The organism is Streptomyces sp. NPDC093089 (genome assembly GCF_044754405.1).
GTDB lineage: Bacteria > Actinomycetota > Actinomycetes > Streptomycetales > Streptomycetaceae > Streptomyces.
In genome coordinates, this window is the sequence record NZ_JBIVPA010000004.1 from 267,210 (window position 1) to 290,368 (window position 23,159).

19 protein-coding genes and 2 tRNA genes are annotated in these 23,159 nt (G+C 72.0%); 4 read left to right on the top strand and 17 right to left on the bottom strand.

The features are described 5' to 3' along the window. Positions 1–165 precede the first annotated feature (165 nt). Complete coding sequence (gene lepA, locus ACIQFX_RS11260; RefSeq protein ID WP_359670559.1) at positions 166–2,031, bottom strand: translation elongation factor 4; 1,866 nt, start codon at positions 2,029–2,031, stop codon at positions 166–168. 185 nt (positions 2,032–2,216) lie between these two features. Between lepA and rpsT the strand changes: the two genes are divergently transcribed. Next, entirely contained in the window at positions 2,217–2,483 is a 267-nt protein-coding gene (gene rpsT / locus ACIQFX_RS11265) for a 30S ribosomal protein S20 (protein ID WP_367824803.1), read from the top strand. A gap of 756 nt (positions 2,484–3,239) precedes the next feature. On the opposite strand, the gene holA is transcribed toward rpsT, so the two are convergent. Next, entirely contained in the window at positions 3,240–4,232 is a 993-nt protein-coding gene (holA, locus tag ACIQFX_RS11270; protein WP_402461085.1) for a DNA polymerase III subunit delta, read from the bottom strand. Positions 4,233–4,294: 62 nt separating this feature from the next. Between holA and ACIQFX_RS11275 the strand changes: the two genes are divergently transcribed. After that, positions 4,295–4,537 (top strand): hypothetical protein, encoded by a 243-nt coding sequence (locus ACIQFX_RS11275; RefSeq protein ID WP_402461087.1) that lies wholly within the window; start codon positions 4,295–4,297, stop codon positions 4,535–4,537. Between the two features lie 107 nt (positions 4,538–4,644). Here the strand turns inward: ACIQFX_RS11275 and ACIQFX_RS11280 are convergent, their stop codons facing one another. The 10 genes from ACIQFX_RS11280 to ACIQFX_RS11325 form a co-directional block, all read right to left on the bottom strand. Beyond that, entirely contained in the window at positions 4,645–5,529 is an 885-nt protein-coding gene (locus ACIQFX_RS11280; protein ID WP_402461088.1) for a YceI family protein, read from the bottom strand. Positions 5,530–5,633: 104 nt separating this feature from the next. Then, positions 5,634–6,554 carry an arylamine N-acetyltransferase gene (locus ACIQFX_RS11285; RefSeq protein ID WP_402461090.1) on the bottom strand — a complete coding sequence of 307 codons (921 nt, stop codon included), beginning with the start codon at positions 6,552–6,554 and terminating at the stop codon, positions 5,634–5,636. A 30-nt stretch (positions 6,555–6,584) separates the two neighbouring features. Next, positions 6,585–7,847, bottom strand: coding sequence for an MFS transporter (locus ACIQFX_RS11290; RefSeq protein ID WP_402461092.1), 1,263 nt, complete (start codon positions 7,845–7,847; stop codon positions 6,585–6,587). A 5-nt stretch (positions 7,848–7,852) separates the two neighbouring features. Next, positions 7,853–8,473 carry a winged helix-turn-helix domain-containing protein gene (locus ACIQFX_RS11295; RefSeq protein WP_402461093.1) on the bottom strand — a complete coding sequence of 207 codons (621 nt, stop codon included), beginning with the start codon at positions 8,471–8,473 and terminating at the stop codon, positions 7,853–7,855. Positions 8,474–8,552: 79 nt separating this feature from the next. Continuing rightward, positions 8,553–11,219, bottom strand: coding sequence for a ComEC/Rec2 family competence protein (locus tag ACIQFX_RS11300; RefSeq protein ID WP_402461095.1), 2,667 nt, complete (start codon positions 11,217–11,219; stop codon positions 8,553–8,555). Between the two features lie 41 nt (positions 11,220–11,260). Further along, positions 11,261–12,175, bottom strand: a complete 915-nt coding sequence (locus ACIQFX_RS11305) for a helix-hairpin-helix domain-containing protein (protein WP_402461572.1) — start codon at positions 12,173–12,175, stop codon at positions 11,261–11,263. Between the two features lie 354 nt (positions 12,176–12,529). Continuing rightward, complete coding sequence (locus tag ACIQFX_RS11310; RefSeq protein WP_402461097.1) at positions 12,530–13,375, bottom strand: DegV family protein; 846 nt, start codon at positions 13,373–13,375, stop codon at positions 12,530–12,532. Between the two features lie 99 nt (positions 13,376–13,474). Beyond that, on the bottom strand, positions 13,475–14,191 hold the full coding sequence (locus ACIQFX_RS11315; protein ID WP_402461099.1) for a hypothetical protein: 717 nt from the start codon (positions 14,189–14,191) through the stop codon (positions 13,475–13,477). 141 nt (positions 14,192–14,332) lie between these two features. Beyond that, entirely contained in the window at positions 14,333–17,209 is a 2,877-nt protein-coding gene (leuS, locus tag ACIQFX_RS11320; protein ID WP_402461101.1) for a leucine--tRNA ligase, read from the bottom strand. A gap of 375 nt (positions 17,210–17,584) precedes the next feature. Next, positions 17,585–17,657, bottom strand: a tRNA-Ala gene (locus ACIQFX_RS11325). Between the two features lie 124 nt (positions 17,658–17,781). Here ACIQFX_RS11325 and ACIQFX_RS11330 point away from each other — a divergent pair. Then, positions 17,782–19,002 carry a glycosyltransferase 87 family protein gene (locus tag ACIQFX_RS11330; RefSeq protein ID WP_402461103.1) on the top strand — a complete coding sequence of 407 codons (1,221 nt, stop codon included), beginning with the start codon at positions 17,782–17,784 and terminating at the stop codon, positions 19,000–19,002. Here ACIQFX_RS11330 and ACIQFX_RS11335 read toward each other — a convergent pair. Both ACIQFX_RS11335 and ACIQFX_RS11340 read right to left on the bottom strand, forming a co-directional pair. Next, a complete protein-coding gene (locus ACIQFX_RS11335; RefSeq protein WP_017239283.1) occupies positions 18,981–19,214 on the bottom strand; it encodes a hypothetical protein in 234 nt (77 codons plus the stop codon). The genes ACIQFX_RS11330 and ACIQFX_RS11335 overlap by 22 nt on opposite strands. Positions 19,215–19,350: 136 nt before the next feature. After that, the gene (locus ACIQFX_RS11340; protein ID WP_402461105.1) at positions 19,351–20,787 is read right to left on the bottom strand and encodes an MFS transporter; all 1,437 of its coding nucleotides are present in this window, start codon (positions 20,785–20,787) and stop codon (positions 19,351–19,353) included. 101 nt (positions 20,788–20,888) lie between these two features. Here ACIQFX_RS11340 and ACIQFX_RS11345 point away from each other — a divergent pair, with 101 nt between their 5' ends. Then, a complete protein-coding gene (locus tag ACIQFX_RS11345; protein ID WP_402461107.1) occupies positions 20,889–21,755 on the top strand; it encodes a helix-turn-helix transcriptional regulator in 867 nt (288 codons plus the stop codon). 106 nt (positions 21,756–21,861) lie between these two features. On the opposite strand, the gene ACIQFX_RS11350 is transcribed toward ACIQFX_RS11345, so the two are convergent. From ACIQFX_RS11350 to rsfS, 3 genes are all read right to left on the bottom strand, one after another. After that, positions 21,862–21,934, bottom strand: a tRNA-Ala gene (locus tag ACIQFX_RS11350). Between the two features lie 103 nt (positions 21,935–22,037). Continuing rightward, positions 22,038–22,691, bottom strand: a complete 654-nt coding sequence (locus ACIQFX_RS11355; RefSeq protein WP_402461575.1) for a histidine phosphatase family protein — start codon at positions 22,689–22,691, stop codon at positions 22,038–22,040. Next, positions 22,688–23,155, bottom strand: coding sequence for a ribosome silencing factor (rsfS, locus tag ACIQFX_RS11360; protein WP_402461109.1), 468 nt, complete (start codon positions 23,153–23,155; stop codon positions 22,688–22,690). Before rsfS ends, ACIQFX_RS11355 begins: the two co-directional genes overlap by 4 nt. Positions 23,156–23,159 lie beyond the last annotated feature (4 nt).

Below are 23,159 nucleotides of genomic sequence, written 5' to 3' on the forward strand. Positions count from 1 at the left end.
GGTGGTTCGTAACTAACTGGCGAGTAACCTTCGAGCCGGGATCAGAGTAAGGGGCCGAGGACCGGCGCGTAAGAGGCTGCAGGGCGTCGCTTGATAACGAACGGGCCCACGCGCGCCGGCGCGTGGGCCCGTCGTTTGCACAGGGCAGCTGTGTGCGGCGCCTTGCTACTTCTTCTTGCCGGACGACTCGTCGCTCGACAGGACGGCGATGAAGGCCTCCTGCGGCACCTCCACCGAGCCGACCATCTTCATGCGCTTCTTGCCTTCCTTCTGCTTCTCCAGCAGCTTCCGCTTACGGGAGATGTCACCGCCGTAGCACTTGGCGAGGACGTCCTTCCGGATGGCGCGGATGGTCTCGCGGGCGATGACCCGGGAGCCGATCGCGGCCTGGATCGGCACCTCGAAGGCCTGCCGCGGGATCAGCTCGCGCAGCTTGGCGACGAGCCGCACACCGTAGGCGTACGCGGCGTCCTTGTGGGTGACGGCGGAGAACGCGTCCACCTTGTCGCCGTGCAGCAGGATGTCGACCTTGACCAGGCTGGACGCCTGCTCGCCGGTGGGCTCGTAGTCCAGGGAGGCGTAACCGCGCGTCTTGGACTTCAGCTGGTCGAAGAAGTCGAAGACGATCTCCGCGAGGGGCAGGGTGTAGCGGATCTCCACCCGGTCCTCGGACAGGTAGTCCATGCCGATCAGCGTGCCGCGACGCGTCTGGCACAGCTCCATGATCGCGCCGATGAACTCGCTCGGGGCGAGGATCGTCGCGCGCACGACGGGCTCGAAGACGTCGTTGATCTTGCCTTCGGGGAACTCGCTCGGGTTCGTGACCGTGTGCTCGCTGCCGTCCTCCATGACCACGCGGTAGACCACGTTGGGGGCGGTGGCGATCAGGTCGAGCCCGAACTCGCGCTCCAGACGCTCGCGGATCACGTCGAGGTGGAGCAGGCCGAGGAAGCCGACGCGGAAGCCGAAGCCGAGCGCGGCGGAGGTCTCCGGCTCGTAGACGAGCGCGGCGTCGTTGAGCTGGAGCTTGTCGAGGGCCTCGCGGAGGTCCGGGTACTCCGAGCCGTCCAGCGGGTACAGGCCCGAGAACACCATCGGCTTCGGGTCCTTGTAGCCGCCCAGCGCCTCGGTCGCGCCCTTGTTCAGGGAGGTGATCGTGTCACCGACCTTGGACTGGCGGACGTCCTTCACACCGGTGATCAGGTAGCCGACCTCGCCGACGCCGAGACCGTCCGAAGCCGTCATCTCGGGAGACGAGACGCCGATCTCCAGCAGCTCGTGGGTGGCGCCCGTCGACATCATCTTGATGCGCTCGCGCTTGTTGAGCTGGCCGTCGACGACACGGACGTACGTCACGACGCCCCGGTACGAGTCGTACACGGAGTCGAAGATCATCGCGCGGGCGGGCGCGTCGGCGACGCCGACCGGCGCCGGCACGTCCCTGACCACCCGGTCGAGCAGCGCCTCGACGCCCATGCCGGTCTTCGCGGAGACCTTCAGGACGTCCTCCGGCTGGCAGCCGATGAGGTTGGCCAGCTCCTCGGAGAACTTCTCCGGCTGGGCGGCCGGCAGGTCGATCTTGTTCAGGACCGGGACGATCGTGAGGTCGTTCTCCATCGCCAGGTACAGGTTGGCGAGGGTCTGCGCCTCGATGCCCTGCGCCGCGTCCACCAGCAGGATCGTGCCCTCACAGGCGGCCAGCGAACGCGACACCTCGTACGTGAAGTCGACGTGCCCGGGAGTGTCGATCATGTTCAGGATGTGGGTCTTCCCCTCACCCTGCCCGTCGGTCGGCGCCCACGGCAGCCGGACCGCCTGGGACTTGATCGTGATGCCGCGCTCCCGCTCGATGTCCATCCGGTCGAGGTACTGGGCACGCATCTGCCGCTGGTCGACCACACCGGTCAGCTGGAGCATCCGGTCGGCGAGCGTGGACTTGCCGTGGTCGATGTGCGCGATGATGCAGAAATTGCGGATCAGAGCCGGGTCGGTACGGCTCGGCTCGGGCACGTGGGTAGGAGTCGCGGGCACGCAGGGTCTCGTCTCGGGGCGATGTCGGATCGATACGTAGGCTCCATGGTCCCATGCCCGTCGCCCGGCGCCCGGTTTGGGCGGCCCCGAGAGTGACTGGTAGTGTGGACAGCTGTGTCTCGTGTGCCCTCTCAGCCTGCGAGATCACACTCCAGAAGGAACATCGAACCTGTAAGGGCTCTTCAGTGGCGAACATCAAGTCCCAGATCAAGCGGAACAAGACCAACGAGAAGGCGCGCCTGCGCAACAAGGCCGTCAAGTCGTCGCTCAAGACCGCGATCCGCAAGGCCCGTGAGGCTGTCGCCGCCGGCGACCTCGAGAAGGCCACCATCGCCTCTCGCGCCGCCTCGCGTCAGCTCGACAAGGCTGTCTCGAAGGGTGTCATCCACAAGAACGCCGCCGCCAACAAGAAGTCGGCGCTGGCCACCAAGGTTGCCGCTCTCCAGGGCTGAGCTCTGATCTAACCGGTCGCACGGGACCCAGCGGGCCCTCTCTCCCGCTCCCGCCCGACCATCCGGACTCGCACGCGGACGCGTTCGCCACGCGGGTGCGAGCCCACCCCTTTACGCCGAAGGCCCCGCCTCTCCTTCCCCAGGAGCAGCCGGGGCCTTCGCCGTACCCGCAACCCCAACTACACCCCAACCCCAACCCCACTCGCACTCGCACTCGCACTCGCACTCGCACTCGCACTCGCACTCGCAAGCCACACGAGGCAGCCCGCGCCCGGGTGCGACAGCTCGCGGCCGGGTGCCGCGGCTCAGAGCCGGGCGCCGCAGTCTCACGCCAGGGTGCCGCAGCTCAGGGCCGGGCACCGCAGTTCGGGGCCGGGCACCGCAGTCTCACGCCAGGGTGCCGCAGCTCAGGGCCGGGCACCGGGGCAGCAGGGCGGGCGGCGTACGGCCGGGCCCGTCAGGGGTTCTGGACAACCTGCGGCGCGAAGCGGCCGCTGCCGCTGCCGCTGCCCGCCAGGGGTCCGGGGGGAGCCCCAGGAGTCACCTCATCACCGGCGGCTCCCGGCAGGGTTTCGGGAAGGGGCGGGGTGGGGGAATCAGCTCGGGCACCAGCCACGCCCGACCCGCACCCGCACAGGCACAGACACAACAAGCTCGCACCAACCGCGCCCGACCCGCACCGACCCACCGGCACCCAAGCCCGTCCCGTACGGCCCCGTACCGCGCCCCCCCCGTACCGGAAAACCGCCCCGCCCCCTACTGCCCGCGCCGCATCCTCGCCGCCCGCGCCACCGCGACGACCGCTTTTTCGAGGGCGTATTCGGGGTCGTCGCCGCCGCCCTTGACGCCCGCGTCGGCGTCGGCGATGGCGCGGAGGGCGAGGGAGACGCCGTCGGGGGTCCAGCCGCGCATCTGCTGCCGGACTCGGTCGATCTTCCAGGGGGGCATGCCGAGCTCGCGGGCGAGGTCGGCGGGCCGGCCACCGCGGGCGGAGGAGAGCTTGCCGATCGCGCGTACGCCCTGGGCGAGGGCGCTGGTGATGAGGACGGGCGCGACGCCGGTGGAGAGGGACCAGCGCAGGGCTTCGAGGGCTTCCGCGGCGCGCCCCTCGACGGCGCGGTCGGCGACGTTGAAGGAGGAGGCTTCGGCGCGGCCGGTGTAGTACCGGCCGACGACGGCCTCGTCGATCGTGCCGTCGACGTCGGAGGTCAGCTGCGCGACCGCGGAGGCGAGCTCGCGGAGGTCGCTGCCGATCGAGTCGACGAGCGCCTGGCAGGCCTCGGGCGTGGCGGAACGCCCGAGGGCCCGGAACTCCTGCCGTACGAAGGTCAGCCGCTCCGCCGGTTTCGTCGTCTTGGGGCAGGCCACTTCCCGCGCCCCGGCCTTGCGCGCGGCGTCGAGCAGGGCTTTGCCCTTGGCGCCGCCGGCGTGGAGGAGGACGAGGGAGATGTCCTCGATGGGATCGCCGAGGTAGGCCTTGACGTCCTTGACCGTGTCGGCGGAGAGGTCCTGCGCGTTCCGCACGATCAGCACCTTGCGCTCGGCGAAGAGCGAGGGGCTGGTGAGCTCGACGAGCGCGCCGGGCTGGAGCTGGTCGGGGGTGAGGTCACGGACGTCGGTGTCGGCGTCGGCGGCCCGCGCGGCAGCCACCACCTCGTGGACGACGCGGTCGAGGAGCAGGTCCTCCTGGCCCACCGCGAGTGTCACGGGGCCGAGGAGGTCGTCGGGGGAAGTCTTTCTGGTGGCCATCGCGATCCAGCATCCCACGGGCCACTGACAGCCCGTTCCCGGCGGCACGCGAGAATGGCGGCGTGAGCGAACGACACGTACTGGTACTCCCCGACCGCGACTCCGCCGAGGAACTCGCGGGGGAACTCCCCGACCGTTTCGGCGTCGCCGAGGAGCCCCAGCTCGTACGGGACTCCCTGGCCGGTGAGGACGACGCCGAGGACGCGCAGTGGCTGGTGGTCGTGGAGGACCCGGACGGCCGCCTCGACCCGACGGCCCTGGATGCGTTGGCGGCCGAGTACGAGGGCTGGCTGGAGGCCCCGTAACTCCGGGGCGCCGCCGCAACCCCGGGGTCACAGCCGCAGCCCCAGGGGCACCGCCTCAAACTCGGGGTCACCGCCGCAGCCTCGGGGGCACCGCCGCCCCGCCCCCGTCAGCCCTTCTTCGGCACGATCTGGATGTCGAGGTCGATGCTGATGCTGGATCCGACGGCCGCGATCCCGCGCGCGAGCAGCGTCTGCCAGGTGAGGGTGAAGTCCTCGCGGTGCAGTTCGGTGCTGGCGCGGCAGGCGCCTCGCGTCTCGCCCTCCAAGCCGTTCCCGAGGCCGAGGTACTGGGTGTCGAGCGTCACCGTGCGGCTGACGCCGTGGAGGGTGAGGGCTCCGGTGACGGCCCAGCGGTTGCCGCCCCGGTGGGTGAAGCGTTCGCTGAAGAACTCCAGCGTCGGGTAGGCGCCGACGTCGAGGAAGTCGCCCGAGCGCAGGTGGTCGTCGCGCATCTGGACCCCGGTGTCGATGGAGGCCGCGTCGATGACGACGTGCATCGCCGAGTTCTCCATGCGGTCGGCGATCCGCACGGCGCCCGCGAAGCCGTTGAACCGGCCGTGGATCCGGGCCAGGCCGATGTGGCGCGCGGTGAAGCCGATCTGCGAGTGCGTCGGGTCGATCTCCCAGTCGCCCGGCTCGGGCAGCTGGGGCTGCGGGGCGACCTGGAGCAGGACGTCGCCGAGGCCGGTGTGGCCGCCCTCGGCGACGACGGCGGTGCCGTGGTGCGGTGTGTAGCCCTCGGCGGTGACGGCGAGCCGGTACTCGCCCGCCGGCACGGTCGCGAGCGCGGTGCCGTACGGGTCCGTCTCCCCGGCGAGCACCTTGCGGCCGGCGGCGTCGCTGACGACGAACTCGGCCTGGCGGACGGGCTCGTGCACGGGGTCGAGCACCCGGCAGCTGAGCACTCCCGCCGTGGCGGGGACGGGGACACCGGCGAACGGTCCGCCCCGCGCTGCCCCCGCCGCATGCTTTCCGAAGAGACGGTCGAACATTCTTCACGCACCCCCGTGCGACTCGTTCACTGTGCAACGAATTCGCATTCGATCACCGATGGGGGGTTCGAGGCAAACGAGGCAAGTGTTACCGAGGGTCCGAATTATGGATTCCGCTTTTCGGCTTCTCCCCCGCGTACGACCGGCAGCGCGTCGAGCACGATCCCGAACAGGTCCCGGTACGCGCCGCGCACCTCCGCCTCCCCTTCGAGCTCCCGCTCGGACCGCTCTCCGTGGACGCGGGTGATCAGCTTCCCGCCGCTGAGCGTGACCCGGCCGTCCTCGGTCAGCAGGGAGCAGATGAGGGAGCGCGTGAAGTGCGAGTCGGGCGAGGTCCGGTGGTACCAGGCCCCGGCCCTGAAGTCGGCGAGCTCGCGCGGCCGGGTCTCCAGCCGGTACTGCGGCTTCCCGTCCCGCAGCACGTCCAGGTCGCCTTCGGCGGTCTCCACGATCCGGAAGACACCGCCCGGGTCCTCCTGGTCGGCCCGCTCGTCGAAGGCCAGCGGGAAGTGCCCGTGGTCGCCGAAGCCGACGTCGGCCAGCCACCGCTCCCCCTCGGCCGTCTCCACCAGCAGCGCCATGTGGTCGTACGGGATGCCCGGCTTCCCCTCCGGCCCGATGACCCGCCCCTGGAGCAGCGACACCCGGTATCCGAGGCCGCGGAGCAGAACGGCGAACGCGGTGTTCACCTCGTAGCAGAAGCCGCCCCTGCCCGCGCCGACCACCTTGTCGAGCAGCGCCTTCTCGTCCAGGACGATGTCCTCGCCGAGGTGGATCGACAGGTTCTCGAAGGGAACGGCTCTCAAGTGCCGCAGGTGCAGCTCGCGCAGCGCGGCGGCGTCAGCCCGGTCCGGACGCTCCGCGCCGATGCGCCGCAGGTAGGCGTCCACGTCGCCCGACTCGGGGGCGAAGGGCCCCGGGACGGAGGACTCGGCAACGGAGGACTCGGGAGCGGAGGATTCAGCGACAGAGGGTTCGGGAGCGGAGGGCTCGGGCGGGACGGGCAGCGTCGGCGGTGTCGTCATACCCGCAGTCTGCCGGGCGCCGGCCCCTCCCTAGCCGATGGGTACCGACTCCTCTTCCCTCGTGGGCAGTTCACGCATCCGCGGCAGCGGCGAGGGCAGCAGCCACAGCACGGAGAGCACGGCGCCGGCGGTGCCGATCCACAGCGTCGGACGCAGCCCGATCGTGGTGCCGAGCAGGCCGCCGACGAGCGCGCCGAGCGGGCGGAAGCCGTGGTTGAGCGTCCGGTACGCGCCCATGACCCGTGCCCGTACGGCGTCGGGTATCAGCGCCATCTGGAACGATCCCCCGGCGATGTCCGCGATCATCACGCCGACGCAGGAGAGGAACTCCGCGGCGAACATCACGCCCACCACCAGCGGGAGCGGCCCGTCGGCCAGGGGTATCAGCAGCAGCGGCAGCGTGAATCCGAGGAAGCCGGCGACGAGCGAGGGCCCGACGCCGATCCGCCGGACGACGGATCCGGCGCACGCCGCGCCGATGAGTCCGCCCACCGCTCCGGCGGCGAGGATGAGGCCGAGCAGACCCGCGCCGATGCCGAGTTCGGTCGTCACGTAGAGCACGAAGAGGGTGTGGAACATGTAGTTGAAGAACTGGATGGTGCCGGAGGCGGCGAACAGCGCGCGCATCGAGCGCTCCCGGAGCACCCAGCGCAGCCCCTCGGTGAAGTGCCCCTTGGCCACGGGCGCCGGCGGGGGTTCGACGGGCTTGATCCGGGCCAGGTACCCGGCCGACACGACGTAGGTGAGGGCGTCCGCGACCAGGGCGAACGGAGCAGTGAGCACCTGCACGAGGACGCCGCCGATCCCGGGTCCGGCGAGCCAGGACATCGAACGGCTGCCGTTGACCAGCGCGTTCGCCTGCACGTAGCTCTCGGTGGGCACGAGCGCGACGAGGAGCGTGGTGTTGCAGACCTCGAAGAGCACGGTGAGCGCTCCGATCCCGAAGGCCACCGCGTACAGCTGACTGAGCGTCAGGACGTCGAGGGTGTAGGCCACGGGGAGGGTCAGCAGCAGCACGGCCCGGCCCAGGTCGGCCGCGATCATCGCCCGTCTGCGGTGGGCGTACCGGTCGGCCCAGGCGCCGAGCGGCAGGTTGAACAGGAGGGTGGGCAGGAGTTCGGCGGTCTTGAGCCAGCCCATCGCGGCGGCGTCGGCGCCGAGGATCAGGACGGCGGCGAGCGGGATGGCGATCAGCGAGATCTGGTCGCCGGTGAGGGAGACCGTCTGGCCGATCCAGTAGCGGCGGAAGGCGCGCTCGCGCAGCAGTGCCGGTACACGTTCCACGAGGGCCATCCCCCTCACTCCCCTTCACCGTCGGGAACGCCCTGGTCCAGGTAGGCGAACCGCACGATGCTGACCTGCCGCGAGCCCTCGGGCCTGAGGGACGGGTCGGACGCGCGCGCCTCGTAGGGCCGGAGCAGGGCGTCGATCCGCTCTCCGAGCCCGATCAGCTCCTCGGGAGTGAGGTGGAGCAGGGAGTCGCCGAACTGCTCGGCCTCCCGCCACTCCCTCGGCAGCCGGTGGCGGTTCTCCATGGCGCGGGTGACCCGCTCGAAGTAGCGCTCGGCGACCGCGGCGCTCAGCGCGTCGGCGGCCTCCGCGACGGTCGCGTCCTCGCTGTACTCGGGCCACTCCGTGTACCGGGCCGTGGCCTGCCAGGGCTTCTCCCGCCCCCGCCCGCCCGGCGCCTCCTCCACGAGCCCGTACTTGGCGAGTATGCGCAGGTGGTACGAGCAGCTGGCCACGGATTCGCCTGTCAGCTCGGCGGCCCGGGTCGCGGTGAAGGGCCCGCTGCTGCGCAGCAGCCCCACGAGGGACATCCGCAGGGGGTGGGCGTAGGCCCGCAGGGCGCGGGGGTCGGTCAGGCGGATACTGCGGGGCTGCTCGCCCCCGGGGGACGGCTCACTGGTCTCCGGCATAATGAAAACCTATCTTTAGAAAGACTTCTTTACAAGGATTTCTTTACAAGGGTTCTCCGCGAGAGTTCCCCACGAGGTCTCACCACCCCCTCGGAACGGCCACGAGCCCCCGCCCCGCCCCCACCACCGCGACCGCCCCGTCCCGGTCCGTCCGCAGCACCCGCGCCCCGCCCGCCCGCAACGCCTCCACCGTCCGGGGCGAGGGATGCCCGTACGGGTTGTCCCGCCCCGTCGACACCAGCGCGAGCCTCGGCCGTACCGCGTCCATCAACCCCGGGTCCTGGTGCGCGGACCCGTGGTGCGCGACCTTGAGCACGTCCACCGGCCCGAGACCTGGGTGGGCCCGCAGCAACTCCCGCTGCGACGGCGGTTCCAGATCTCCGAGGAGCAGCAGGCTCACCCCTCCCCCGGTACGGACGAACAGCGTGACACTCGCGTCGTTCGGCCCCGCGGAGAACACCCCGGAAGCGCCCGACCTCCCCGAAGCGCCCGGCCTCCCCGAAGCACCCGGCCTCCCCGAGGCCGCCGACCTCCCCGAAGCACTCCCGGAATCCCCCGGAGGCCAGAGCACCCGCCACTCCAGGGCGCCCACACGCCTCACCTCCCCCGGCCCCGCCGGGATCAGCGGAACCCGCGCGGCGGCGGCCGTCCGCCGTACGAACGCCGCCTGGGCCGGCGGCTCTTCGAGCCCCGTGGTCTGGATCGCCCCCACGGACCGCCCCCGGAGCACGCCCGGCAGCCCTGCCACGTGGTCCGCGTGGAAGTGGGTGAGCACCAGCAACGGCACCCGCCTCACGCCGAGTTCCCGCAGGCACCGGTCCACCGGTACGGGGTCGGGTCCGGCATCCACCACCACCGCGGCGTCCCCGCCCGCCGCGAGCACCGTCGCGTCCCCCTGCCCCACTTGGCACATCGCGAACACCCACCCCGTCGGCGGCCACCCGGTGACCCATCGGGGCAGCGGCTCCGGCCGCACCACCACGACCAGGAGCAGCACGGCCAGGAGCACGGCGACGGGCCCCCGGTGCGGCAGCCTGCGCGCCCCCAGCACCACCAGGGCCGTGAGCAGTGCGAGGCCCAGACCGCCCCACCACCCTCCGGGCCATTCCAGCTCCGCCCCCGGCAGCGCGGCACCCCTGCGGGCCACCCACGCGATCCACCCGGCCGGCCATCCCGCCGCCCACGCCAGACCCTCCGCGCCCGGCGTCCACACCGGCGCGAGGGCGAGCGTGGCGAATCCGAGCACGGTCGCGGGCGCGACCGCGAGCTCGGCGAACAGGTTCGCCGGAATCGCGACCAGGCTCACCCGGGCGGCGAACACCACCACGACCGGAGCGCACACCGCCTGCGCGGCCAGCGCGGCGGCCAGCGCCTCCGCAAGTCGGCCGGGCACCCGGCGCCGCCGCAGCGCCTCGCTCCACCGCGGGGCGATCGTCAGCAGCGACCCGGTGGCCAGGACCGAGAGCAGGAATCCGTAACTCCGTGCGAGCCAGGGGTCGTAGAGCACCAGGACGAGGACGGCGGCGGCCAGCGCGGGGATCAGCGATCTCCGGCGGCCGGTGCCGATCGCGAGCAGGACGACGAACCCGCAGGCCGCGGCGCGCAGCACGCTGGGATCGGGCCGGCAGACGACCACGAAGGCAACGGTCAGCGCTCCCCCGGCCAGCGCGGTGGCCCGCAGCGACATGCCGAGCCGGGGCGCGAGCCCGCCCCTCTCCACGTGGTGCGCCCGCCCGGGGCGCCCGACGAGCAGCAGCAGGACGATCGACAGATTGCTGCCGGAGACCGCCAGCAGATGAGTGAGGTCGACCGCTTCGAACGCGTCCCGCAGCTCGGGGCTGATCCTGGAGGTGTCCCCGACGACCAGGCCCGGCAGCAGGGCCCGCGCGTCCGGGTCGAGCCCGTCCGTCGCCCTCCGCAGCCCGGCCCGCAACTCCCCCGCCGTCCGCTGCGGCAGGCTCGGCGGGCCCACGACCGCCGGCGGTCCCGCCCTGTCGGCCTTCAGCACCGCGGCGAACGGCTCACCGGGACGCAGCGGTGGCGCGAGCCTGCCGCCGATCCTCAGCCGGGTGGAGGGCAGGAGCCGCAGCCATTCCGCCCGCCCCTCACCCGGCGGCACGATCACCAGGACCGGCGCACGGGTCCGGTGGACCGCTCCGCCCGACCGCTCGACCCGGGTCACCTCGCCGTCCAGGACGACCGACACCGGCGCCATCGCGTTGCCCCGCACCCGGGGCCGGGTGAGCCGTGGATCGGAGGTCACCGTCACCTCCGCCCGTACCCGCGCGTACTCCTCCGCCAGGGCCGGCACGGGCCCGCGCCGCAGATCCGCCGCGTGCAGCCCCGCCGAGGCCGCCCCTGCCGCCGCACACAGCAGCACCCCGGCGCACGCCGTCGCCCGCAGCCGCCACCCGGGCGAGACCCGCCGCGCCCGCCCCACGTCCACCAGGGGCACCGCGCTCACCTCGGACACGTTGTCCACCACGGGCAGCGAGGACGCCACCGGGTCCGGCACCACGGGCGCCTCACCGACCTCCTCCGCCGCCCGCCCGACGGCGCGCTCCGCGGAGACGCCTTCAGCGCCGCCACCGCCTCCGAGCCGCCGGGCCGACGCCGGCACCAGCAGGACGGCGGCCCCCACCAGACAGACGGCGACACCCGCCACCGTCCACCACCCCGTGACGCCCACCGCGCAGGCGGCCGCCGCCCAGGCCGCGACCGCGAGCGGAACGAGCCGGAGATCCACCGGACCCTCGTCACCGGGCTCCGTGCCGCGCCTGCCGCGCCTCACAGCCGGACCAGTGGTTCGAGGTCGGCGAACCTTCGCTCGCCGATGCCGTTGACCTCACGCAGCTCTGTGACCGACCGGAATCCACCGTGCTCGACACGATGGTCGACGATGTGCCGGGCGAGGACCGGCCCGACACCGGGAAGGGCGTCCAACTGCTCCACCGTGGCCGTGTTGAGGCTCAGCGGCACCCCGGGCGCACCACCACCCGCGCTCCCGGCGCCCGCGCCGACCCCGCCGGACGGCATCCCCGGCAGACCGACGAGCACCTGCTCGCCGTCGGACAGGACGCGGGCCCGGTTGAGTCCGGTGAGATCGGCGCCGGGGCGCGCCCCGCCGGCGGCCCGCAGGGCGTCCGCCACCCGTGAGCCCGCCGGCAGGGTCAGCACTCCGGGCCTGAGCACCTTCCCGCCCACGTCGACGACCACCTTCGCTCCGGAGTCCCCAGAGGCCCCGGAAGCCGCAGACGCCCCCTGACTCCCGAGCCCCGGTCCCGGCCCCGGCCCCGGCCCCGGCCCAACTCCATCCCCAGCTCCCATCCCAGCCCCAACCCCAGGCCCCGTCCGCAGGCCAGGTACGCCGGCCACTCCCCGCGCCTCGGGTGCCGTCGCCGTCGCCTCACGAGCGGCCCGGACGAGCTCGGGGGCACCCACCGGTTCCGGCCGCCCCGTCCAGAAGTGCGCGCCCGCGAGTCCCGCGGCCACGACGAGGAGCACCGTCAGCGCGGCCAGCGTCCTCGGTTCCAGGCCGCACCTCGTCTGCACCCGGACCGGCGTCCTCTCCCGGACGGCCACCGCCAGGCGCGCCCGCAGTCCGGGGGGCGAACCGCGCTCCGGTGCCGCGGGTTCCTCCCGTACCTCCGGAGGCGACTCCCCTGTCTCGGGCTCCACCGGCGGCGCCACCGCCGGGAACATGGCCTCCCCCCGCTGCCGCGCGACGGCGCCGGGCGCGGAGGCGACCCGCCTCACCCGGGCGCGCCTCCTGGCGCTGCCCGGGGACGTGCCGCGTCCTCCGGGGCGGCTCCGTCCGTCCGAGCCCGGCGGTCGGCCGGGCCCGCTCGTCGAAGAGCCCATGGAGCCCGTGGAACCCATGGATCCCGTGGATCCCGTGGATCCCGTGGTCCGGGGAGTGGTCGATGCGATGCGTGTGCGAAGAGTCATGCTCGTGACGGTAGGAGTCACGACGACGCCGTGCGGGGCTCACCTTCGTTCCGTGGAGAGGGCGGCCGTTGTGGATAACTCCGTCACTCTCCCGGGGGACGGTCGGTGTCAGCGCGGCGAGACGACCACCGCGAGGAGCCCGGGGCCCGTGTGCGCGCCGATGACCGCGCCGACCTCGCTGACCTGGAGTTCTTCGACTCCCGGTACGCGCTCCCTGAGCCGGTCCGCCAGGGCGGCGGCCCGTTCGGGTGCGGAAAGGTGGTGCACGGCGATGTCGACGGCGCCGGAGCCGGCGCGCTCGACGGCGATCTCTTCGAGGCGGGCGATGGCCTTGGAGGCGGTCCGCACCTTCTCCCGGAGTTCGATGCGTCCGCCGTCGAGTTCGAGGAGGGGCTTGACCGCGAGCGCCGAGCCGAGGAGCGCCTGCGCGGTGCCGATGCGCCCGCCCCTGCGCAGATAGTCCAGGGTGTCGACGTAGAAGTAGGCAGAGGTGCCCGCGGCGCGCTTCTCGGCCGCCGCGACCGCCTCGTCGAGCGAGCCGCCCGCCTCGGCGACCTGAGCGGCCGCCAGGGCGCAGAAGCCCAGAGCCATGCCCATCATGCGGGTGTCGACCACCCGCACGGGCACGGGTGCTTCCTTGGCCGCCAGGACGGCGGCGTCGTAGGTTCCGGAGACCTCGGCGGAGAGGTGGAGCGAGACGACGCCGGTCGCCCCGGCCGCGGCCGCCTCGCGGTACGCGGCGGCGAACACCTCGGGACTCGGGCGCGAGGTGGTGACGGGCCGCCGCTTCTGCAGCGCCTCGGCGAGGGCCACGGCCGAGATCTCGGTGCCCTCCTCGAGGGCCTGGTCGCCGATGACGACGGTCAGCGGGACCGTGGTGATCTCGTGCCGCTCCCTCGTCTGGCGTGGCAGATAGGCCGTGGAATCGGTGACGATCGCGACATGCCGGGACATGAGCGGGAGGTTACCCGCCGGGGCCGCCGCGCGGCAGCCCGACCCCCCTGAGGGACGTCCTGCCCGTGAGCAGCCGCTCCGTCGGACGATGGCCCGGGGTCAGGTGGTGGTCTCCGGCCGGGCGCTCTTCTCCCAGGGGTAGGCGGTCCGCCGGGGGTCGGGCGCCGTGATCGCGGACGGCTCCGCTCCGGGCGCCGTCCCCGGGGCCCCGGCGCGCGCGGCACCAGCTCCGGGAGCGGTCCCGGGCGCCGTCTCCGGCGCGTCCTCCGGTCCGGTCCAGTGGCGCAGGGCGCCCGCCTCGACGTCGATCTGCGCGCTGAGCGTCGACAGGTCGTCCTCGGCGAACCTGACGGCCCGGTCCCGGGCCGCGCGCCGCAGCGCGTCGGCCGAGCCGGTGATCCGCTCGGTCCGTGCGGTGAGCTCGGGGAGCTGTCCGGCCACCCAGGCCCGGTCGGGCTCCCGCTCCAGGCGCTTGAGGTCCCCGTCCAGTTCGAGCCCGTGTGCGCTGAGCCGGTGGAACAGTTCGAGCGACTCCTTCAGTGAGGCGTCCTCGACGGCACCCGCCTGCAGCGCCTCCTGGGTGGCCCGCATGGAGGTGCGCAGGGTGAGCCGCAGCCGGGCCAGCTCGCTCGCGACCCCGGCCTGGCCGAAGCTCTTGGCGCGCAGCGTGGTGTCCTCGACCGTGCGCCGGGCCTGGTCGAGGGTGCGGTCGACGCCGCGCTTGGCGGCCTTCGCGACCTTCACGGTGACGAACACCCCGAGGGCCACGAAGGACAAGAAGAGCAGCGCCATGATCGTGATAATCGCGGCTTCCATGTGTGCCCCTCCGGCGTCCGTCGAGTCCCCACGACTGTGGTTCCTCCACCGTAAACGGATCAGGCAGGTTGGGGGTTCCAATCGAACCCCCAACCTGCCCGTAGGGGAAACCCCTATGTGCCGCTGCTCAGTGCTGTGCCGCTAGCCCGCGACGATGTTGACCAGCTTCGGCGCGCGCACGATGACCTTGCGGATCTCCGCGCCGCCCAGCGCCGCGACCACGTGGGAGTCGGCCAGGGCCAGCGTCTCCAGCTCCGCGTCGGTGATCGACGGGGAGACCTCCAGGCGGGCCTTGACCTTGCCCTTGATCTGCACGACGCAGGTCACGGTCTCGTCGACGACGTACGCCGGGTCGGCGACCGGGAAGTCCCGGTGGACGACCGAGTCGGTGTGGCCCAGCCTGCGCCACAGCTCCTCGGAGATGTGCGGGGCCAGCGGGGCGACCAGCAGGACCAGCTGCTCGGCGACCGTCCGGGAGATCGCACCGCCGGACTTGGTCAGGTGGTTGTTCAGCTCGGTGATCTTGGCGATGGCGGTGTTGAAGCGCATCGCCGCCATGTCCTGCGAGACACCGTCGATCGCCTTGTGCAGGGCGCGCAGGGTGTCCTCGTCGGGCGCGGTGTCGACGACCGTGACCTCGCCGGTCGACTCGTCGACGATGTTGCGCCACAGGCGCTGCAGGAGCCGGTACTGGCCGATGACCGCGCGCGTGTCCCAGGGGCGGGACACGTCCAGCGGGCCCATCGCCATCTCGTACAGGCGCAGCGTGTCGGCGCCGTACTCGGCGCAGATCTCGTCGGGCGTGACCGCGTTCTTCAGGGACTTGCCCATCTTGCCCAGGACGCGGCTGACCTTCTCTCCCTGGTACCAGAAGCCGCCGTCGCGCTCCTCGACCTCGGCCGCCGGCACGGCGATCCCGCGCGCGTCCCGGTAGACGAAGGCCTGGATCATGCCCTGGTTGTAGAGCTTGTGGAACGGCTCGGCCGACGAGACGTGGCCCAGGTCGAAGAGCATCTTCGACCAGAAGCGCGCGTACAGCAGGTGCAGCACGGCGTGCTCGGCACCGCCGACGTACAGGTCGACGCCACCGGTCGGCATGCCCTCGCGCGGGCCCATCCAGTACTGCTCGACCTCGGGGTCGACCAGCTTCTCGGAGTTGCGCGGGTCGAGGTAGCGCAGCTCGTACCAGCAGGAGCCGGCCCAGTTGGGCATGGTGTTGGTCTCGCGGCGGTAGCGGCGCGGACCGGCGCCGTCGCCCAGGTCCAGGGTGACGTTGACCCAGTCCTCGTTGCGGGACAGCGGGGTCTCGGGCCGGGTGTCGGCGTCGTCCGGGTCGAAGGTGCGCGGCGAGTAGTCCTCGACCTCCGGCAGCTCCAGCGGCAGCATCGACTCGGGCAGCGAGTGGGCGACGCCGTCCTCGTCGTAGACGATCGGGAAGGGCTCGCCCCAGTACCGCTGGCGGCTGAACAGCCAGTCGCGCAGCCGGAAGTTGACGGTGCCCTCGCCGATGCCGCGGTCGGTCAGCCAGGCGGTGATCTTCTCCTTGGCGTCGACGACGCCCAGGCCGTCCAGGGAGATGGCGTCGTTGGCGGAGTTGACCAGCTTCGCCTCGTAGGAGGCGAAGGCGTCGTCCCAGGTCGACGGGTCGGTGCCGCGGTCGTCGCTCGGCTCCACGACGCAGCGCATCGGCAGCTCGAAGGCGCGAGCGAAGGCGAAGTCGCGGGTGTCGTGCGCCGGGACGGCCATGATGGCGCCGGTGCCGTAGCCCATCAGGACGTAGTCGGCGATGAAGACGGGGACCTGCTCGCCGCTGACCGGGTTGGTCGCGTACGCGCCGGTGAAGACGCCGGTCTTGTCCTTGGCCTCGGCCTGGCGCTCGACGTCGGACTTGGAGGCGGCCTGCTTGCGGTAGGCGTCGACGGCCTCGGACGGGGTGGCGTGTCCGCCGGTCCACACGTCGTGGGTGCCCTCGGGCCAGACGGTCGGGACGATCTTCTCGACCAGGTCGTGCTCGGGCGCCAGGACCATGTAGGTGGCGCCGAACAGCGTGTCCTGGCGGGTGGTGAAGACGGTGATCGCGCCGGTGTCGCCTACCTGGAAGTCGACGCGGGCGCCCTCGGAGCGGCCGATCCAGTTCCGCTGCTGCAGCTTGATGGCCTCGGGCCAGTCCAGCCCGTCCAGGTCGTCCAGCAGGCGGTCCGCGTAGGCGGTGATCCGCATGTTCCACTGGCGCAGCTTGGACTTGAAGACGGGGAAGTTGCCGCGCTCGGAGCGTCCGTCGGCGGTGACCTCCTCGTTGGCGAGGACGGTGCCCAGGCCGGGGCACCAGTTGACGGGCGCCTCGGAGGCGTACGCCAGGCGGTACTCGCCCAGGACGTCGGAGCGTTCGGCGGCGGTCAGCTCGCTCCACGCGCGCGTGGAGCCGGGGATCTCACGCGTGCCGTTCTCGAACTGCTCGATCAGCTCGGCGATCGGACGGGCCTTGCGGGCCTCGTCGTCGTACCAGGAGTTGAAGATCTGCAGGAAGATCCACTGGGTCCACTTGTAGTACTCCGGGTCGATCGTGGCGAACGACCGGCGCTTGTCGTGGCCCAGGCCCAGCCGGCGCAGCTGGACCTTCATGTTCTCCATGTTGGCCTCGGTGGACACACGCGGGTGCGTGCCCGTCTGCACGGCGTACTGCTCGGCCGGCAGGCCGAAGGCGTCGAAGCCCAGGGTGTGCAGGACGTTGTGCCCCGTCATGCGCGCGTGGCGGGCGAAGACGTCCGTCGCGATGTAGCCGAGCGGGTGGCCGACGTGCAGACCCGCACCCGAGGGGTAGGGGAACATGTCCATGATGAACTTCTTGGGCCGGGCGGCGACCGCAGGGTCGCCCGCCAGATCACCGGTGGGGTTCGGCGCCTCGTAGGTGCCCTCGGCGTCCCAGAAGTCCTGCCAGCGTGCCTCGATGTCGGCGGCCATGGCTGCCGTGTAGCGATGCGGGGCCGCCGTCTCGGCGGCCGTATTGATCTCGGTCATGGTCCTTGAAGCTCCATCGATCGTCTCTGCCCACGGCCACTGGCTGCCCGAAATGAAAAATCCCCTCGCACAGGAGGGGATGCCGCGCCGACTCCGACGGATTGTCTGTCGTCCGCCGGGACTGGTCAGCGCGGCTCGGTAAGCAGGAGGCGTACGGCACGCATGGCGCCAGGGTACCGCAGGGCCCGCACGGGCCGCACCGGCGTTCCAGGGATGCCGCGGGAGATCACGCAGGAGGGCGTGGCGGAGGAGAGATGACGCCGGAGAGGCCGTACGGACGGAGGCGAATGAGACGGAGGCGGCGAAGTCGAAGACAAAGCAAGGTGACAACAAAGAAGCGGGCCACCCTGTTCGGGTGGCCCGCTTTCTCTTCTGTGGAGCTAAGGAGAATTGAACTCCTGACCTCCTGCATGCCATGCAGGCGCTCTACCAACTGAGCTATAGCCCCTTGCTGTTTTCCGTCTCCGTTTCGGTTTCCCTCGCGGCGACAGACAGAACATTAACCGGCTCCCGGGCAGATCGCCAAATCCATTCTCCGGACCCCTCTGACCAGGCGGGTAGGGTCGCCGACTGTGTCCGTCTCCGTGCTCTCCAAAACCCGCGCCCGGCCGTGGCCCCTGGCCACCGCCGCGGCGGTCTGCCTGCTCTCGTTCGCGGCCTTCTGGGTGGCGCAACGCCTCGCCCACGTGAACATGCTCGACGTGATGGTCTACCGGGCGGAGGGCGAGACGGTCCTGGCCGGCGGCGACCTCTACGCGATGCGCGCCACCTCGGCGAACCTCGGCATGACCTACCCGCCCTTCGCGGCCCTGCTGTTCGTCCCACTGACCCTGGTGGGCGTCCCGCTGATGCGGACGCTCAGCACGGCGGGCAACCTCCTCCTGGTCGTCGCCCTGGTCCAGCTCTCGCTCCAGCTGGTCCGCCCGTCGCTCTCGCGCACGGACCTGTGGCGCACGACGCTCTGGGTCGCCGCGGTCGTGGTCTGGTGCGAGCCGGTGTGGACGACGCTGCGGTACGGCCAGATCAACCTGCTGATAGCGGTGGCGGTGCTCTGGGACCTGACCCGCCGCGAGGGCAGCCGGTGGGCCGGCCTGGGCATCGGCCTGGCGACCGCGGTGAAGCTCACACCGGGGCTCTTCGTGGTCCTGCTGCTCGTCGCGGGCCTGCTGCTGTGGCGTCGGGACCGGTCCTGGAACCAGTGGCTGCGCACGGCGGTCACGGCGACCGGGGTGTTCCTGGGGACCACGCTGGCCGTGGCGCTGGTCCTGCCGGCGGACTCGAAGCGGTTCTGGACCCAGACGCTGTTCGAGACTGGCCGGGTCGGCTTCGCCGAGGAGACCGGCAACCAGTCCATCCGCGGCGTCCTGGCGCGACTGATGCACACCGACGACCCCGGCATGTGGTGGGCGGTGTCCGCGGCCGTCCTGGGCGGTGCGGCGATGGTCCTCGCCGTACGCGCCGCGGTGCGGGGCGACAAGGCGGTGGCCGTGGTCGTCTGCGCGTTCACGGCCCTGATGGTCAGCCCGATCTCGTGGTCCCACCACTGGGTCTGGTGCGTGCCGCTGCTGATCCTGCTGGCGGACCGCGCCACGCGCGCGTGGCCGGTGACGGGGGCGGTCGCCCTCGCCTTCGCCTCGTTCGCGCTCTGGTGGGTGCCCCACGACCCGGGCCGTCCCGAACTGGACCAGAACGCGGGGCAGATGCTGCTCTCGGCGATCTACCCGCTGACGACGACGGCGCTGCTCGTGGGGTACGCGCTGACGCTGCGGCGTCAGGCCGTGGCGAAGGAGTAGAACCGCTTGAGGGTGCAGTGCTCGTCCAGGAGCCGGCCGTAGATCGGCTCGCCCTCCAGCTCGCGGTACGTCTCGATCGGGTCGCCTTTTATGATCAGCGCCCGCGCGCACTCCTCGCACCAGTACTGGAAACCGGTGTTGACGGGATCCATGTCGCGCACGATGGGCGTGCCGCTGCCGCACCAGTCGCACTTCCGCCTGTGTGCACCCATCGATCAGCTCCAGCCGTGGCCGCAGGCCGTGCACCCACAGGACGCCCCGCCGTTGTCGCCGAGCACTTGGGTCACCCTCCCGTCCGGAGCTCGTCCCCCTCCGGCCGTCCGATTCTGCCATGGCCCCGCAAGAGGGTCAGCGTGCTCGGCGCGGCAGCCCCGCCGAGGCGGCGCCCACGACCGAGGCGGCGGCCAGGGCGAGGGTGGTGACCCACAGCGCGTCGGCGGAACTCTGTGCTCCGGGAGCGGCGAGGCGGCCGAGGAACAGCGTGCCGAAGGTGGCGACCCCGATGAGCTGGCCGAGCTGGGTGACGGTGGCGAGCAGACCGCTGGCGTCGGCCGCGTCCTCGGCCCGTACGGTGGCCAGCGCGCCGGTCAGTGCCGGGCTGAAGGCCAGGGAGAGGCCCGCTCCGAGCGCGCCCAGGGCCGGGTAGAGGCCCCAGCCGCCCGAGTCGCCGTCCCCGAGCAGCCCGCCGATGGCGACGACGGCCGCGGCCGCGAGCAGGAACCCGCCCGGGACCAGCGCGCGCTGCAGCCGGGCCGGCCAGCTCCGCCAGGTCAGCCCGACGGCACCGAACACCACGGCAGCGGGCCCGAACGTGAGTCCGGCGCGCAGGGCGCTGTGTCCGAGACCACCCTGGAGGTGCAGGGTGAGGGTGAACAGGAATCCCGCGTTGACGCCCATCGCCACGGTGATCCACAGGACGGCCCGCCCCATGCCCGGGATGCGCAGGACCCGCGGGGCGATGAGCGGCGCGCCGCCGCGGCGGGCGAGCCCCGACTCGTACGCGCCGAAGGCCGCCAGGAACACCAGGGAGGCGCCGAGGGAGAGCCAGGACCACAGCGGCCAGTCCTGCTCCTGGCCGAGGACCAGGGGGACGGTCAGGAGGGACACGGCGGCCGCGAGCAGGAGCAGGCCCGGCAGGTCGAGGCCACGCGCACGCGTGGGCACGCCGCGGGCGTCCCGGGGCAGGAACCTGGCGCCGAGGACGAGCAGGACGAGCCCGATCGGGACGTTGACGAGGAAGACCGGCCGCCAGCCGGCGCCGAAGAGGTCGGCGCTCACCAGGATGCCGCCGACGACCTGGCCGGCGGCGGCGCCGGTGGCCAGGACCGCGGAGTAGGCGCTGAGCGCGCGGACCCGGTGCTCGCCGGTGAAGTTGCGCTGGATGAGGCTCAGCACCTGCGGGATCATCAGGGCCGATCCCGCGCCCTGCACGAGCCGGAAGGCGATCAACTGGCCGGTTCCCGCCGCGAGTCCGCAGGCGAGGGAGGCGGCGGTGAAGAGGGCGAGGCCGCCGAGGTACATGCGCCGGTGCCCCAGCAGATCGCCCAGGCGGGCTCCGGTGATCAGCAACACCGCGTAGGCGATGGTGTATCCGGCGATGACGAGCTGGAGCGCGGCTCCGGAAGCGGCGAGTTCGGTACGGATGGTGGGGGCGGCGACGTTGACGATGAAAACGTCGAGGAGCGCCATGAACTGGGCGGCGAGCACCACGCCGAGCAGTACTCCGGGGCGGTTGTCGGTGCCACGGTCTTTACTGAGTACGGGACGTGTCGTGGTCGGGGTCATGCGACGAGCGTGACGGCGATCCGGTACGGGTAACGAGAGCCCGCTGATGCTGGTACTGACAGCACCTGGCAGCGGCGGCACGGGGACTCGACCATGGGGGTGTGACGATTGTGGCAGCAGCACCGACACAGCGGCGCCGACGGCCGGAACTGGCCGCGTTCCTGCGCAGCCGCCGCGCCAGGGTGACACCCGAGGACGTGGGCATGCCACCAGGCCTGCGCCGCCGCACGCCGGGGCTGCGCCGCGAGGAGGTCGCGCACCTCTCCGGGGTCGGCGTCACCTGGTACACCTGGCTGGAACAGGGCCGGCCCATCAACGCCTCCGCGCAGGTCCTCGACGCGGTCGCCCGCACGCTGCGGCTCGACCGGCCCGAGCGCGAGCACCTCTACCACCTGGCCGAGGTCCCCTACGCCCCGGACCGGCCCCCCGCGGCCTCCGAGGTGGTCAGCCCGGAGATCCAGGGCATCCTCGACGCCCTGGACCCGCACCCCGCCGTGCTCTACAACGCGCGGTACGACGTGCTCGCGACCAACGTGAGGTACGAGCGGCTCCTGATGCAGGGCGGGCAGGGCCTGGACACCGGCCCGTTCGGCATACGCAACGTGCTGTGGGCGCTCTTCAGCGTGCCGGGCCCCCGGTGTCCCGTCGTCGACCGGACGCGGGAGCTGCCGCTGATGGTGGCCCAGCTGCGCGGCGCGTACGGACGCCATGTGGGCGAGCCCGCCTGGGAGGAGTTCGTACGGCGCCTCGGGGACGCCAGTCCGGAGTTCGCCCGGCTCTGGCGTAGCGGCGACGTGGTGCCGCCGGGGACCCGGGTGAAGACCTTCCGTCACGAGCGGGTGGGCGAGGTCCGGTTGACCTCGGTCTCCCTCTCCGTCAACGGGATGCCGGAGTGCCGGATCGTCGTCTACACGCCGAACGACGAGGAGAGCCGCCTCGGGATCGAGTCCCTGCGCGAGGAGCCGTGACGGCGTGGGGTCACGCCTGCGAGGGGACGTCACATCGGGGCGACAGGACGGCAAGAGATCACAACGACGAATCCCGCCCCCTTGCGGGGACGGGATCCGGTAACTGTGGAGCTAAGGAGAATTGAACTCCTGACCTCCTGCATGCCATGCAGGCGCTCTACCAACTGAGCTATAGCCCCTTGTGTTCTTCCGTTCTCTGCGCTCTGCGCTGCGAACAAGAAGAACTCTAGCCTGTGACCTGCCGGAAAGTGAAATCCGGGTCCGACAGGCAGGCCTCCGGCGTCAGTCGTCGTCGCCGAGGACCGGCTCGGGCAGCGTGCCGGCGTTGTGCTCCGTCAGGCGCCACCCGCGCACGCCCTCGCCGAGGACGGACCAGCAGCAGTTGGAGAGGCCGCCCAAGCTCTCCCAGTGCCGGGCCTCCAGACCCAGGAGCCGACCGATGGTGGTGCGGATCGTGCCGCCGTGGCTGACCACGACGAGGGTGCCGTCCTCGGGCAGCTTGTCCGCGTGCGCCAGGACCATCGGAGCGGCCCGGTCGGCCACCTCGGTCTCCAGCTCGCCGCCGCCCCGGCGGACGGGCTCGCCGCGCTTCCAGGCGGCGTACTGCTCGCCGTACCGCGCGACGATCTCGTGGTGGGTCAGCCCCTGCCACTCCCCCGCGTACGTCTCGCGCAGCGCGGAGTCGTGGACGACGGTGTGGCCGGTCAGGGCGGCGAGCTCGGCGGCGGTGGCCGCCGCCCGCTTCAGGTCGGAGGCCAGGATGGCGTCCGGCTTCAGCGCGGCCAGCAGCCGGGCGGCACGGCGCGCCTGGGCGACGCCGGCCTCCGTCAGCTCGATGTCGGTCGAGCCCTGGAAGCGGCGCTCCAGGTTCCAGGAGGTCTGGCCGTGGCGCCAGAGCACGATGCGGCGGCCGCTGCCGCCCTTGGTGGTGCTCAGCTCAGCTCACCGTCCACCTCGTCGGGCAGACCGGCGGCGTGCTCGGAGAGGTCGACACCGGTCAGGGCGGCGTGCTCGGCGCCCTTGCCCCGGGTCTTCTGCGCGTCCTCGGGCAGCGGCAGCTCGGGGCAGTCCTTCCACAGCCGCTCCAGGGCGTAGAAGACGCGCTCCTCGCTGTGCTGGACGTGGATGACGATGTCGACGTAGTCCAGCAGGATCCAGCGCGCGTCCCGGTCGCCCTCGCGGCGGACCGGCTTGGCGCCGAGGTCCTTGTTCAGGCGCTCCTCGATCTCGTCGACGATCGACTTGACCTGGCGGTCGTTGGGCGCGGAGGCGAGCAGGAAGGCGTCGGTGATCGACAGCACGTCGCTGACGTCGTACGCGATGATGTCGTGCGCGAGCCGGTCGGCGGCCGCCTGGGCGGCGGCGTTGACGAGCTCGATGGAACGGTCCGTTGCGGTCACAAGC

Excerpts from the sequence above, each read along its gene's own strand:
- holA (WP_402461085.1), bottom strand. The coding sequence starts at position 4,232 with ATGGCCACCAGAAAGACTTCCCCCGACGACCTCCTCGGCCCCGTGACA.
- ACIQFX_RS11280 (WP_402461088.1), bottom strand. The coding sequence starts at position 5,529 with ATGTTCGACCGTCTCTTCGGAAAGCATGCGGCGGGGGCAGCGCGGGGC.
- ACIQFX_RS11285 (WP_402461090.1), bottom strand. The coding sequence starts at position 6,554 with ATGACGACACCGCCGACGCTGCCCGTCCCGCCCGAGCCCTCCGCTCCC.
- ACIQFX_RS11290 (WP_402461092.1), bottom strand. The coding sequence starts at position 7,847 with ATGGCCCTCGTGGAACGTGTACCGGCACTGCTGCGCGAGCGCGCCTTC.
- ACIQFX_RS11295 (WP_402461093.1), bottom strand. The coding sequence starts at position 8,473 with ATGCCGGAGACCAGTGAGCCGTCCCCCGGGGGCGAGCAGCCCCGCAGT.
- ACIQFX_RS11305 (WP_402461572.1), bottom strand. The coding sequence starts at position 12,175 with ATGTTCCCGGCGGTGGCGCCGCCGGTGGAGCCCGAGACAGGGGAGTCG.
- ACIQFX_RS11310 (WP_402461097.1), bottom strand. The coding sequence starts at position 13,375 with ATGTCCCGGCATGTCGCGATCGTCACCGATTCCACGGCCTATCTGCCA.
- ACIQFX_RS11315 (WP_402461099.1), bottom strand. The coding sequence starts at position 14,191 with ATGGAAGCCGCGATTATCACGATCATGGCGCTGCTCTTCTTGTCCTTC.
- leuS (WP_402461101.1), bottom strand. The coding sequence starts at position 17,209 with ATGACCGAGATCAATACGGCCGCCGAGACGGCGGCCCCGCATCGCTAC.
- ACIQFX_RS11335 (WP_017239283.1), bottom strand. The coding sequence starts at position 19,214 with ATGGGTGCACACAGGCGGAAGTGCGACTGGTGCGGCAGCGGCACGCCC.
- ACIQFX_RS11340 (WP_402461105.1), bottom strand. The coding sequence starts at position 20,787 with ATGACCCCGACCACGACACGTCCCGTACTCAGTAAAGACCGTGGCACC.